Below are 13,633 nucleotides of genomic sequence, written 5' to 3'. Positions count from 1 at the left end.
CGCGGGCCCCGCCCGGCCGTGCGGGGCCCGATCTTGTGAAAGGGCCCCGCGCGCGGACTGCTACAACGCCGGCCCCGCCGGTACCCGGGCTCCGGCGCAGACGCCCCCGCCGCCGTCTGCGCCGGCGCCCGGACCCGTGAGGGCCGGTGCCGCCTCCGGCAGGCGGCGGGCCCGCGCCCGGGCCTCCTGGGCCAGGGCGATCCGGCGGCGGCGTACGTAGTCCCGCACCGTGGAGTACGAGGCGGCGGTGAAGTCCTCCTCCACCCGCAGCCGTTCGACGATCCCGCGGATGGTGTGGCCGCGCCGGGCGGCCGCCTCCAGCTCCTGGAGCAGCATCAGCTCGATGGCCGGCTTCACCGGGTCCAGCACCGAGCTGCGCCGCCGGGCCCGGCGCTCGGGCAGCGGCAGCGACAGCGCCTCGGCCACCACCGCGCGGGAGACCTTGTAGCGCATGGCCAGCTCCTGGAGGCCTGTCTCCGGGGCCCGTTCATGGTCCCGGCGGATCCGTTCGAGGATCCACTCTCGCGATCTGTACACCGGCCCTCCTCGGGCGAAGCGGGGTGGGCGGCACCGCCGATGCGCGGCCGACGGCCGGCGAGCAGGGATTCCGCTGCCCCACGGGGAATGCTAGATTAGGTGAGCCTAACCTAAGTAAGGGGTTTCCTGGATGGTTCTCGCCAAGCTCCGGCCCGCCGGTCCGAGCACCGCCGAGCGGATCCGGTCCGTGGTCGCCGCCGCCGGTTCGCTGAGCCTGACGACCGACGGCAACTGCTACGACCTGATCGCCATGCACACCGTGGACCGGGCCGGGGTGTTGCGGCTGCACACCCCCGCCGACAGCCTCCCGGCCGTGGAGGCCGTCTGCGCCCCGGACGGCCTGCGGGCACTGCTGGAGTTCACCGACCTGGCGCCGACCCTGACCCGGGACCGGGTGCGGGCCAAGGTCACCCTCGCCGGTGTCCTCACACCCTGTCAGACGCAGGACACCCCGGACGCGTTGGTCCTCCGGCTGGATCCGGCGCGGGCCGCCATCGAGTGCGGCGGGCTGGTGGAGCGGGTGGAGCCGGGCCCACTGGCCGCCGCCGCCCCCGATGTGCTGGCCATGGAGGAGGCGGCCATGCTGGTCCATCTGGACGAGGACCACCCGGACATCGTGGAGCGCCTCGCCCTGCTGGCCGGCCCGGAGCCGCGCCGGGAGACCCGGGTGCGCCCGCTGGCGATGGACCGGTACGGGATCGTGCTGCGCTTCGAGTACCCGGACCACCACGAGGACGCCCGGGTGGCGTTCCCGGTGCCCGTACGGTCGGCCGGCGAGGTCCGCCGCCAGGTCGAACGGCTGCTGTCCCGCGCGTACGCCCCCCGAGAGCGGCGCGGGACATGAGCGGGACGGACACGGCGGCGCGACGGCATCCGGTGCCCCGCGCCGCCGCGCCCGCCGCTCCCGTACCACCCGCCGTACCGCCCCCGTCCGTTGACGCCCCGCCACCGCCCGCCGTCCCGCGGCCGTCCCCGCTGCCGGTGACCGGCGGCCATGACCTGGTGGGTGCCATCATCCGGGCCGCGCCCCGGGCCGCGGCGCTCTACACGCCGCCCGCGCCACCCCCGTACGTACCGCCGCCCGCCGAAACCCCCGAGGAGTGACGCGACCGGCGCCCCCGCGGTTTCCCGCCGGGCGCGCCGGTCGCCGTACCGCAAGGGGCTCCTAGAACACGTGGTCGGTGCGGGTGACGTAGGCGCAGCGGCCGGCCGCCCACTCCAGCGCCATCAGATGCTCCCGCTCGGAGAAGTCCGCCACGGCGTCGGCCACCACGAAGGCCTGGATGTCCTGCATCCAGGCGTCGCAGGCGGTCATCAGCACACCGATGTGGGCGTAGATCCCGGTGACGATCAGCTGGTCGCGGCCCTGCTCGCGCAGCCGCTCCAGCAGGTCGGTGCGGACGAAGGCGCTGTACTTCCACTTGGTGAGGAGGGTGTCGCCGGGCTCGGGGGCCACGGCGTCGGCGATGGCGGCCGCCTGCTCGTCGGCGGGGATGCCGGGGCCCCAGAAGTCCTGCTGGAGGCCGCGCTGTTCGGGGGTCTGGCCGCCGGGCTGGGCGGTGTAGACCACCGGGACGCCGAGCCGGGCGGCGTCCTTGCGCAGCCGGGACACATTGCCGAGCAGCGCGGTGACCGGCTCCGCCTCCCGGTCGAAGGCGGACAGGAAGTAGTTCTGCAGGTCGTGGACGAGCAGCACGGCGCGGTCGGGGTCGACGCGCCAGTCCACCCGGTTGGCCGGCAGGTCGCGGGGGCGCGGCATCGGGTAGGGGGCGACGGCGGGCAGGGCCATGGCGAGGGTTTCCGTTCGTGGGGCGGGGGCCGCGGCCCCGGGTGGGGGCCGCGGCCGTCACAACTGGTGGAGGGGGTCAGGCCGCGGGGGCGGCGCGCAGGTCCTTCTTGGAGACCTTGCCGACACCGGTCTTGGGGAAGGCGTCGGTGAACACCACCCGGTCCGGCACCTTGTAGGCGGCCAGGCCCCGGCCGCGGACGAAGGCCTTGAGCGCCGAGGCCTTCACCGGTTCGGCGTCCGCGCGCAGGATCACATAGGCGCAGGTGCGCTCGCCGAGGTACGGGTCGGGCTCGGCGACGACGTTGGCGTCGTGTACGGCGGGGTGGGCCAGCAGGTGGTTCTCCACCTCCTCGGCGGCGATCTTCTCGCCGCCGCGGTTGATCTGGTCCTTGGCCCGGCCCTCGACCACCAGATGGCCGCTCTCGGTGAGCCGGACCAGGTCGCCGGTGCGGTAGAAGCCGTCCTCGGTGAAGGAGCGCCGGTTGTGCTCGGGCGCCCGCCAGTAGCCGCGGATGGTGTACGGGCCGCGGGTGAGCAGATGGCCGGTGGTGCCGACGGGCAGGTCCTGGTCCTCGTCGTCCACGATCCGGATCTCGTCGTCGGCGGAGATGGGCCGGCCCTGGGTGGTGACGATGGTCTCCGCCGGGTCGTCCAGCCGGGTGTAGTTGACCAGGCCCTCGGCCATGCCGAACACCTGCTGGAGGGTGCAGCCCAGCGCGGGCGCCACCCGCCGGGCCGCCTCCTCGCTGAACTTGGCGCCGCCCACCAGCAGCACGTCCAGGCTGGACAGGTCGTGCGCGGTGCGGGTGGCGGCCTCCGTCCAGACCAGCGCCAGCGGCGGCACCAGCCCGGTGATCGTCACCCGCTCCCGCTCGATCAGCGGGAAGGCGGTGTCCGGGGAGGGCGACGGGCAGAGCACCACCCGGCCGCCGGCGTACAGGGTGCCGAGGGTGCCGGGGGAGGAGAGCGGGAAGTTGTGCGCGGCGGGCAGCACGCAGAGGTAGACGCTCTCCTCGGTGACCCCGCACAGCTCGTTGGAGCCGCGCAGCGAGTAGATGTAGTCGTCGTGGGTGCGCGGGATCAGCTTGGGGGTGCCGGTGCTGCCGCCGGACAGCTGGAGGAACGCCAGCGCGTCCGGGGCCGGTTCGCTCAGCGTGACCGGCTCGGCCGGGAGGTCGGCCAGGCTCTCGAAGGCGCCCGCGTCCCTGCCGGCGACCAGGACGTGGCGGACGGTCGGGGCCTTGGCGCAGACCACGGCGGCCAGGGTGCGGTAGTCGTAGCCGCCGTGCTCGGCCGGGATGACATAGGCCACCGCCTCGGCGAACGAGCAGAAGTAGGCGATCTCCGACTCGCGGTGCGCGGGCAGCGCGAAGACGGGCAGCGCGCCGATCCGGAACAGCGCGAAGACCACCTCGAAGAACTCGGCGGTGTTGGGCAGTTGCACCACCACCCGGTCGCCGCGCCCGATGCCCCGGGCGGTCAGTCCGGCGGCCAGCCGGTCGGCGCGCCGGTCCAGCTCGCCGTAGGTCCAGGCGCGCCGGCCGCCGTCCGGGCCGCCCGCCGGGTCCACGATCGCGATCCGGTCGGGGTGGGCGGCGGCCCGCTCGCGCAGCATCGCGCCGAAGGTCTCGCCGCGCCAGTGGCCGGCCGCCCGGTAGCGCTCGGCGAACTCGGCCGGCCAGGTCGGCGCGTCGGCGTCCACCGTGGACGGGCTTGGCGTGCTCACAGCTCGGCTCCCACGGCGCTGAGGAAGGTGCGGAACTTCGCGGCGGTCTCCGCGGTCTCGGCCTCCGGCTCGGAGGCGGCGACCACCCCGGCCCCGGCGTACAGCCGCAGCGAGCTGCCTTCGGCCTCGGCGCAGCGGATGGTGACGACCCATTCGCCGTCGCCGTCCGCGTTGCCCCAGCCGACCATCCCGGTGAAGAAGCCCCGGTCGAACGGCTCGGACTCGCGGATCACCTGGCGGGCCAGGTCGGTGGGCGTGCCGCAGACCGCCGGGGTGGGGTGCAGGGCGCAGGCGATCTCCAGGGCGGAGGCCTCCGGGTCGGCCAGCTCCCCGGTCACCGTGGTGGACAGGTGCCACATGGTGGCGGTGCGGATCAGGGTGGGGCGCTCGGGCACGGTCATGGTGGAGCAGTACGGGGCCATGGCCTGGTGCACCGCGTCCACCACCACGGCGTGCTCGTGCAGGTCCTTGGCGGACTGCAGCAGCGCGGCGGCGCGCCGGACGTCCTCGGCGAGGTCGGTGCTGCGCGGGGTGGAGCCGGCCAGCGGGTTGGCGACCAGCCGGTTGCCCTTGCGGGAGACCAGCAGTTCGGGGCTGGCGCCCAGCAGGGTGCGGCCCGGGTGGGTGGGCAGCGCGAAGGTGTAGCCGCCGGGGTCGCGGCGGGCCAGCCGCTGCACCATGCCGGGGATGTCGAGGTCGCCGGGGGTGGTCAGCTCCAGCGAGCGGGCCAGCACCACCTTGCTGAACTCGCCCTGCCACATGCGGTCCACGGCCTCCTTGACGGCCTGGCCGTAGACCTCCGGCTCCGGGTCGGCGCGGACCACCCAGTCGACCGGCGGCGGGGTGGGCGAGGGCAGCGCCACCAGCGGGTCGGTGGTGAGCGCCGGGCCGGTGCGCAGCGCCTCGGGGACGACGAGCGCGGCGGGCGCGGTCTGGTCGAAGGGTATGGCGCCGATGACCACCGGTGCGGGGTGGCGCTCGGCCCGGGTCTCGCGCAGGGTGCGGGCCACCCGCTCGGACAGCGGCTCGGAGCCGTGCTCCACGGTCCGGTGGACGCCGTGCGCCAGCAGGGTGCGGGTGGGGGTCGCCAGCAGCCGGTCGGCCGGGCGGTAGGCGTCCAGCAGGGTGGTGGCCGCCCCCACGGCGGGGTGCGCCGGTGCGGCCGTCGGTCTGGGCGGGGCGACCTGGGGGACCGTCGACACGTCAGGCTCCTTCGGTTTCGGTATCGGTGGTGGGGAGTTGCGGGCAGAGCGCGCCCGGCGGCCGGCTGCGGCCACGGGCGGTGGGGCGGGGAGGGCTCGGTGGGCGCGGCGGTGCCCCGGCTGCGGGGCCGGCCGCGCGGAACGGGCCGCGGATCAGCGGAGGGTGGCGCCGCCGTCCACGTAGACGTCCTGCATGGTGATGTGGCGGGCGCGGTCGGAGGCGAGGAAGACCACGGCCTCGGCGACGTCGGCGGGGTCCGCGATCCGGCCCAGCGGGATGCCGGTGCGGTACGAGGCGAGGTCGCCCTCGACGACCCGGCGCTCCGCCTCGGGGGCCTCCCACAGCGAACGTTGCATCGGGGTGTCGGTGGAGCCCGGACAGACCACGTTGCAGCGCACCCCGTGTGAGGCGACCTCCAGGCCCAGGCACTTGGTGAACATCACCGCGGCGGCCTTGGAGGCGGCGTAGGCGGCCATCCCGGCGCGCGGGATGCCGGCGGCGTTCGACGCGACCGTCACCACCGAGCCGGAGCCGCGGGCGGTCATCCGGGTCGTGACGGCCCGGGAGACCTGGAAGACCCCGGTGGTGTTGACGGCCAGCACCTGGGCCCAGTCCTCGTCGGAGGTCTCGGCTACCGGGCCGGTGCGCAGGATCCCGGCCACGTTGACCAGCAGGTCCACCGGGCCGAGTTCGCGCTCCACGCGGTCCACGGTCTCCGCCACGGCGGCCGGGTCGGTGACGTCCAGGAGGAAGGCGGTGGCCGAGCCGGCCGCCGGGTCGTCCCGGAACTTCTCGTCGAGCGCCGCGACGGCGTCCCGTACGGCGGGGGAGCGGTCCGCCGCGGCCACCGCCGCGCCCTGGCTCGCCAGCGCCGCTACGACCGCCTCACCGATACCCTGGGCGGCACCCGTCACCAGGGCGACCCGGCCGGTGAACTCCCCCCGGAGCCCGCTGCTGTAGGACACCATCACACTCCTTCGTTTAGGTAAGCCTAACCTAAACCTGTCGTTGCGCCTACCAGGGGCCGGGTCCCCGCGACTTACGCCGCCCCCCGGCCAACCGCCGCCCGGCCCGGTCGATTTGCCGTCCGGCACGGGACATGGAGGTGCCGCGGTGCGCCGGGAGGAGCCTCCCGGCGCACCGCGGCAGCACACCGCCGGTCAGCCCTGGGTGGCCGACCGCAGCGCCGCGTCCAGCGCCGGGCCGATCCGGTCCAGCGCGGCCGGAGCCATCAACTCGTCGTGCGAGCAGTCCAGTACGTGCTCCTCCAGCGTCCCGGAGACGAACTCCGGCCACACCGTCGACGGGGCGTCCTCGGCGGCCGTGGTGCGGGCCGCGGTGAAGAACAGCACATCACCGGTGGTGTGCCGGGTGGTGGAGCGCGACAGCAGCCGTACGCAGTGGACGTTGGTGTCCACGATGGCGCCCAGCAGCTCCTCGTCGAACCCGGCCAGCAGGCCCTGGCTGTCCCGGATGGCGGCGACCGCCTCCTCCCGGGAGACCGCGTCGCGGGGGCCCTCCTCGCCGGTGGGCTCGCCGCCCAGTCCGGCGACCGAGAGCAGGAAGCCGCTCTCCTCGCGCTCCAGCCGCTCCCGCCAGTTGGGGCCGTCCAGATAGGACCAGTCGTCCCGCTCCGGCGGATAGGCGTCCAGCAGCGCCAGGAACGCCACCTCCTCGCCGCGCTCCTGGAGCAGCGCGGTCAGCGTGTGCGCCACCGTCCCGCCGAAGGAGTAGCCGGCGAAGTGGTACGGGCCCTGCGGCTGCACCGCGCGGATCTCCGCGAGGTACCGCTCGGCCAGCTCCGCCACGTCCGCCACCTCGGGCAGCTCGCCCGCGAGGCCCGGCGACTGCACCCCGTACACCGGCCGGTCCGCGTCCAGATGGCGCAGCAGACCGGTGTACTGCCAGGCGAAGCCGGAGGCCGGGTGGAAGCAGAACAGCGGGGCCTTGGCGCCCTTCTCGCGCAGCGGCAGCAGCACCCGCAGCGCGCCCTCCCGGGCGTCGGTGCCGATCCGGGCGGCCACCCCGGCGACCGTCGGCGCCGACATCACCGTACCGACCTGGACCGGCACGCCCAGCTCGTCGCGGATCCGGCCGACCAGCCGCATGGCGAGCAGCGAATGGCCGCCCAGGTCGAAGAAGTTGTCCTCCACGCCGACCCGGTCCAACCCCAGCACCTCGGCGAAGATCGAGCAGAGCAGGGTCTCCCGGGCGTCCTTGGGCGCCCGGCCGCCACCGGCCTCCTCGAAGGCGGGCGCGGGCAGCGCGGCCCGGTCCACCTTGCCGTTGACGGTCAGCGGCAGCGCGTCCAGCGCGGTGAACGAGGACGGCACCATGAACTCCGGCAGCAGCCCGGTCAGCCGCTCGCGCAGCCCCACCGGGTCCACCGCCGATCCGTCCGCTCCGGAGGCGGCGACCGTGTAGGCGGCCAGCCGCTTCACCCCGTTGGGGGAGGTGTGCACGGCCACCGCGGCGGCGGCCACGCCGGGGGCGTCGGCGAGCGCGGACTCGATCTCGCCCAGCTCGATCCGGAAGCCGCGGATCTTCACCTGGTGGTCGGCCCGGCCCAGGTAGTCGATCTGCCCGTCGGCCCGCCAGCGCACCAGGTCCCCGGTGCGGTACATCAGGGTGCCGGGCTCGCCGAACGGGTCGGCGACGAACCGCTCGGCGGTCAGCGCCGGCCGGTCGTGGTAGCCCCGGGCCAGGCCCGCGCCCGCCAGATACAGCTCACCCGGCACCCCGTGCGGCACCGGCCGCAGCCCGGAGTCCAGCACATAGGCGCGGGTCTGGTAGATGGGGCGGCCCACACAGGACGACACGCTCTCGTCCACATCGGCGCCGAGCGCGTTGATGGTGTACTCGGTCGGCCCGTAGAGGTTGTAGCCCATGGTGCCCTCGGTGGCCTTCAGCAGCGCCCACATCGAGTCGGGCACCGCCTCACCGCCCAGCAGCACCAGGGTGGGCCGGTGCCGGCCGGCGTCCAGCAGCCCGGCGTCGATGAGCTGCTGCCCGTACGAGGGGGTCACGTTGACCACGTCGATGCCGACCCGGTCGTAGTGCGCGGTGAGCGCCGCCGGGTCCAGTCGCAGCCGCTCGCCGATGACATGCACCTCGTGCCCGTCGACCAGCCAGAAGAACTCCTCCCAGGACATGTCGAACGCAAAGGACACCGTGTGCGCCACCCGCATCCGGCGCCCGCCGGCCAGCTTCACCGCCGGGTCGAAGATCCGCTCCCGGTGGTTGTAGAGCATGTTGACCAGGCCGGAGTACGGCACCACCACGCCCTTGGGGCGCCCGGTGGAACCGGAGGTGTAGATCAGATACGCCGGGTGGCGCCCATCCCGCTCGGCCGTCCGCTCGGCGTCGGTGACCGGACCGCCGTCCAGCGCGGCCAGCTCGGCGGCCGTCTCCGGCTCGTCCAGCACCAGCGGCGGGACCCCGTCCACCCGCGGCACCCGGTCGGCCACCGAGGTGGTGGACAGCAGGCACAGCGGCGCGGCGTCCTCGACCATCATGGCCAGCCGGTCCACCGGGTTCTCCAGGTCCAGCGGAAGGTAGGCGGCGCCGGTCTTCAGCACCGCGAACAGCGCCACCACGAAGTGCGCCGAACGGGGCAAGCCCAGGGCCACCGTGCGCTCCGGGCCCGCGCCGCGCGCGATCAGCGCCCGGGCCAGCCGCGAGGAGCGGGCGTCCAGCTCGGCGTAGCTCAGGTGCTCGTCCTCGAAGACCAGCGCGGTGGCGTCCGGGGTGGTCTCCGCCTGGCGGACGAACAGGTCCACCAGGGACACGTCCGGCACCTCGTGCCCGAAGTCGTCGCCCAGTGCGAGCAACGCGTCCCGCTCGGCGTCCGCCAGCGTGGCCAGCCGCCCGACCGGCAGCGAACCGCCCTCGGCGAACTGCTCCACCAGCCGCCGCAGCCGCCCGGCCAGCGTCTCGGCCGTCCCGCGGTCGTAGAGGTCCGGCCGGTAGGCCAGGCTCAGTTCCAGCGAGGCGCCCGGGGTGACCGCCAGGGTCAGCGGGTAGTGGGTGCCGTCCACACTGTGCGTCCAGCCGATCTGGTGCCTGGCCACCGCCTCCTCGCGGGCCGCGTCGTCCAGCGGGGTGTTGCGGAACACGTACAGCGTGTCGAAGAGGGTGCCGATACCGCTGGTCTGCTGGATGCGGCCCAGGCCCAGATAGTGGTGCGGCAGCAGCTCGGCGTGCTCCGCCTGCATCCGGACCAGCAGCTCCCGCAGGCTCTCCCCGGGGCGCAGCGCGACCCGGAACGGCAGCGTGTTCATGAACATGCCGATCATATGGTCCACGCCGGGGACGTCCGCCGGGCGCCCGGAGACGGTGGCGCCGAACACCACGTCGTCCCGGCCGGTCATCCCGGACAGCGACAGCGCCCAGGCCGCCGACAGCACCGTGTTGAGGGTGACGCCCGAGCCCCGGGCGAACGCCCGCAGCCGGTCGCTCAGCTCCTCGCCCAGCGCCAGGTCCACCACCTCGGCGGTCACCGGGCGCCGGCTCGGATCGGCCGGCGCGACCAGCGTGGCCTGGTCGAGCCCGGACAGATGCGCCCGCCAGGCCTCCAGCGCCGCGTCCGCGTCGCCGTCGGCCAGCCAGCGCAGGTACTCCCGGTACGGGGTGACCGGCGGCATGCCCTCCAGCTCGCCGCCCCGCCCGTACAGCTGGAACAGCTCCTCGAAGAACAGCGACTCCGACCAGCCGTCGGTGAGGATGTGGTGCTGGGTCACACAGAGCATCCAGCGGTCCTCGGCGAACTTCAGCAGGGTCACCCGCATCAGCGGCGGCGCCACCAGGTCGAACCGGGTCTCCGCGTCGGCCAGCGAGAACTCCCGCTGGGCCGCCCGCTGTCCGGCCTCGTCCAGCTGAGTCAGGTCGCGCACCTCGAACGGCAGCGTCCACGCGGTGGGCACCACCTGCACCGGCCCCGGCAGCCCCTCGTGCCAGAAGGCCGAGCGGAGGTTGGGGTGGCGGCGCAGCATCGCGTCGAACGCGGCCCGCAGGGCGTTCGTGTCCACGGCGTGCCGCAGCTCCACGAAGTTCTGCATCAGGTAGACGTCCAGCGCCTGGTCGTCGTAGACCGCGTGGAAGTACAGCCCCTCCTGGAGCGGTGCCAGCGGCAGGACCTCGGCGGCGGCCGGGAACACCCGGTCCAGGATCGCGCGGCCCGCCTCGTCCAGCTCCACCAGCGGCCGGTCGGCCGGCTTGGCGGGCGCGGCGCCCGGGGCGGGCGCGGTGCGGGCGGCGGCGGCCAGACCGGCCGGGGTGCGCTGCTCGAACACATCGCGCGGAGTGAGGACCAGGCCCTCCTTGCGGGCCCGGGTGACCAGCTGGATGGAGACGATGCTGTCGCCGCCCAGGGTGAAGAAGTCGTCCTCCACCCCGGCCGCCGCCAGCCCCAGCACCTCGGCGAACACCTTGACCAGGGTCTCCTCGCGGGCGTCCTTGGGGGCCCGGGAGGCGGTGGACCCGGCCAGCACCGGCGCGGGCAGCGCGGCCCGGTCCAGCTTGCCGTTGACGGTCTGCGGCAGCGCGTCCAGGACCACGATGGCGGCCGGGACCATGTAGTCCGGCAGCGACCCGGCCAGCGCCTCCCGGGCGGCGGCGGGGTCAGCGGTGCCGGTCACATAGCCGACCAGCCGCTTGACGCCGGGGGTGTCCTCGCGGACCAGCACCGCCGCCGAGGCCACCCCGTCCAGCGCGGACAGCGCCGACTCGACCTCGCCCAGCTCGATCCGGAAGCCCCGGATCTTCACCTGGTCGTCCACCCGGCCCAGATACTCCAGCTCCCCGTCGGCGCGCAGCCGCACCAGGTCGCCGGTCCGGTACATCCGCGCCCCGGCCGGGCCGTACGGGTCGGCCACGAACCGCTCGGCGGTCAGCGCGAACCGGCCCAGATAGCCGCGTGCGGTGCCGTGCCCGGACAGGTACAGCTCGCCGACGGTGCCCTCCGGCACCGGCCGCAGCGCCGAATCCAGCACGTACGCGCGGGTGTTGCCGATGGGGCGGCCCACGACCGGGGTCCCGCTGACCGCCAGGTCGGCGGCGAGCGCGTCCACGGTGTACTCGGTCGGCCCGTAGAGGTTGACCGACATCACCCCGGTCGCCGCCCGCACCTCGGACCACAGCGCCTCCGGCACCGCCTCGCCGCCGAGCAGCAGCAGCGCCGGACGGTGGTGGGCGCCGTCCAGCAGCCCCCAGTCGACCAGCTGCCGGGCATAGGTCGGGGTGACGTCCATGGCGTCGATCCGCCGGTCCCGGACATAGCCGACGGTGAACTCCGCGTCCCGCCGCTCCACCTCGTCCAGCACATGCAGCTCATGCCCGGCGACCAGCCAGAACAGCTGCTCCCAGGAGGTGTCGAAGCTGAACGAGGCGGTGTGCAGAGCCCGCAGCGTACGGCCGCCGGTGGCACCGAGCACCGGGCCGAAGACCTCGTCGAGGTGGTTGGTGTACAGGTTGGACAGACCGCCGTGGGTGAGCACCACACCCTTGGGCCGCCCGGTGGAGCCGGAGGTGTAGATGACATACGAGGGGTGCTCGGCCGCCACCTCCACCGGCGCCGACAGCGGCTCCAGCGCCGCCAGTTCGGCGACCGTCCCGGCCGCGTCCAGCACGATCCGCTCCGGGCCGCCGTCCTCCGGGCCTTCTTCGGGCAGGAAGCCCGCAGCTCGCTCGGTGGTCAGCACGCACACCGGGGCGGCGTCGGCCAGCATGTAGCCCAGCCGGTCCGCCGGGTAGTCCAGGTCCAGCGGCAGATAGGCGCCACCGGCCTTCAGCACGGCGAGGATCGCCACCACCGAGGCGGCCGACCGTTCCACGGCCAGCGCCACCACCGACTCCGGGCCGACCCCGCGCCCGGCCAGCAGCGCCGCCAGCCGCCCGGCCCGCTCGTCCAGCTCGGCGAAGGTCAGCTCCGCGCCGCCGGAGACCACCGCGACCGCGTCCGGGGTGGCCGCCGCGCGCTCGGCGAACCGGTCCGCGACCGTGCCGCCCGGCACCTCCCGTACCGTCCCCGGCCAATGCCCGGCCACCCGCTCCCGCTCGGCGGGCGCCAGCAGCTCCAGCGCGCCCACGGCCACCGAGGCGTCCCCGGTGATCTGCTCCAGCACCGAGGCGAGCCGGTCCGCGACCAGCCCGGCCCGGCGGGCGTCGAACAGGTCCGGCCGGTACTCCAGGCGCAGCAGCGCCCGCTCCTCCAGCGCCACGGCCAGCGTGAGCGGATAGTGGGTGGCGTCCCGGGCCTCGATCCCGGCCACCCGCAGCCCGTCCACCACATCCGGCCTGGCGTCCGGGTCGACGGGATAGTTCTCGATGACCACCAGGGTGTCGAACAGCTCACCGCCGCCCGCCTGCTTCTGGATCAGCCGCAGCCCCAGGTGGTGGTGGGCCAGCAGTGCGTTCTGCTCGTCCCGGAACCGCCGCAGCAGCCCCTCCACGCTCTCCGCGGGCCGCAGCCCGATCCGCACCGGCACGGTGGTGATGAACAGCCCCAGCATCGACTCGACGCCCGGTATCTCCTCCGGACGGCCCGACACGGTCAGCCCGAACACCACGTCCTGCCGGCCGGTCAGCGCACCGGCCACCAGGCCCCAGGCGCACTGGATCAGCGTGCTCGGCGTGGTGCCGAGGCGCCGGGCGGCCGCCGTCAGCCGGGCGGTCGCCTCCGCCGACAGCTCCAGATCGTGCACACCCGGACGCACCGGGCGGCGCGCCGGATCGGCGGGCGCCACCAGCGTCGGCTCGTCCACCCCGGCCAGCGCCGCACTCCAGGCGGCCTCGGCGGCCGGCTTGTCCTGCGCCTTCAGCCACTTCAGATAGTCCTTGTAGGGCCGGACGGGCGGCAGCCCCGAGGCGTCGCCGTCACTCCCGTACAGCGCCAGCAGATCGCCCACCAGCAGCGGCATCGACCAGCCGTCCACCAGGATGTGGTGCACGGTCACCACCAGCCGGTGGTCCCCGTCCGCCAGGCGTACCAGCACCAGCCGCAGCAGCGGCGGGCGGTGCAGCGCGAACCGGCGCGCCAGCTCGCCCCGCTCCACCTCCCGCAGCGCCTCCGCCACCGGCACGGCCGACCCGGCCAGATCCACCCGCTCCACCGCGACGGTCACCTCGGCCGGCACGAACTGCACCGGCTGCGGCACCCCCTCGTGCCAGAACCCGGCCCGGAGGTTGGGGTGGCGGCGCAGCAGCGCCCCCGCCGCCCGCTCCAGCCGGTCCGCGTCCACCGGCCCGGTCAGCGCCACCGACACCTGCACGGTGTAGACGTCCGCGTCACCGGCGGCACCCTCGCCGCCGCCGTCCGAACCGTTGTAGACGGAATGGAACAGCATGCCCTGCTGCAAGGGGGACAGCGGCAGCATGTCCTC

8 protein-coding genes are annotated in these 13,633 nt (G+C 74.6%); 2 read left to right on the top strand and 6 right to left on the bottom strand.

Features of this window, described 5'->3' with window-relative positions:
* Window positions 1–60 precede the first annotated feature (60 nt).
* Window positions 61–537: a hypothetical protein gene (locus tag M1O15_RS12915; RefSeq protein WP_248633869.1), complete on the bottom strand. Its 477-nt coding sequence runs from the start codon at window positions 535–537 to the stop codon at window positions 61–63.
* Between the two features lie 130 nt (window positions 538–667).
* Between M1O15_RS12915 and M1O15_RS12910 the strand changes: the two genes are divergently transcribed.
* The gene (locus tag M1O15_RS12910; RefSeq protein ID WP_248633868.1) at window positions 668–1,381 is read left to right on the top strand and encodes a DUF2470 domain-containing protein; all 714 of its coding nucleotides are present in this window, start codon (window positions 668–670) and stop codon (window positions 1,379–1,381) included.
* Window positions 1,378–1,641: a hypothetical protein gene (locus M1O15_RS12905; protein ID WP_248633924.1), complete on the top strand. Its 264-nt coding sequence runs from the start codon at window positions 1,378–1,380 to the stop codon at window positions 1,639–1,641. The genes M1O15_RS12910 and M1O15_RS12905 overlap by 4 nt, the downstream gene beginning before the upstream one ends.
* 61 nt (window positions 1,642–1,702) lie before the next feature.
* Here the strand turns inward: M1O15_RS12905 and M1O15_RS12900 are convergent, their stop codons facing one another.
* The 5 genes from M1O15_RS12900 to M1O15_RS12880 form a co-directional block, all read right to left on the bottom strand.
* A complete protein-coding gene (locus tag M1O15_RS12900) occupies window positions 1,703–2,326 on the bottom strand; it encodes an isochorismatase family protein (RefSeq protein WP_248633867.1) in 624 nt (207 codons plus the stop codon).
* 76 nt (window positions 2,327–2,402) lie between these two features.
* Window positions 2,403–4,052, bottom strand: a complete 1,650-nt coding sequence (locus tag M1O15_RS12895) for a (2,3-dihydroxybenzoyl)adenylate synthase (protein ID WP_248633866.1) — start codon at window positions 4,050–4,052, stop codon at window positions 2,403–2,405.
* Window positions 4,049–5,254 (bottom strand): isochorismate synthase DhbC, encoded by a 1,206-nt coding sequence (dhbC, locus tag M1O15_RS12890; RefSeq protein ID WP_248633865.1) that lies wholly within the window; start codon window positions 5,252–5,254, stop codon window positions 4,049–4,051. Before dhbC ends, M1O15_RS12895 begins: the two co-directional genes overlap by 4 nt.
* 153 nt (window positions 5,255–5,407) lie before the next feature.
* Window positions 5,408–6,223, bottom strand: coding sequence for a 2,3-dihydro-2,3-dihydroxybenzoate dehydrogenase (locus tag M1O15_RS12885; RefSeq protein ID WP_248633864.1), 816 nt, complete (start codon window positions 6,221–6,223; stop codon window positions 5,408–5,410).
* A gap of 192 nt (window positions 6,224–6,415) precedes the next feature.
* Window positions 6,416–13,627: a non-ribosomal peptide synthetase gene (locus tag M1O15_RS12880; protein WP_282576697.1), complete on the bottom strand. Its 7,212-nt coding sequence runs from the start codon at window positions 13,625–13,627 to the stop codon at window positions 6,416–6,418.
* Between the last annotated feature and the right edge of the window lie 6 nt (window positions 13,628–13,633).

The sequence above is a fragment of the Streptomyces lichenis genome (assembly GCF_023218175.1).
GTDB classification, from domain to species: Bacteria; Actinomycetota; Actinomycetes; order Streptomycetales; family Streptomycetaceae; genus Streptomyces; species Streptomyces lichenis.
Note: the sequence above shows the minus strand (reverse complement) of the source record. Positions and strands in the feature narration are given on the sequence as shown.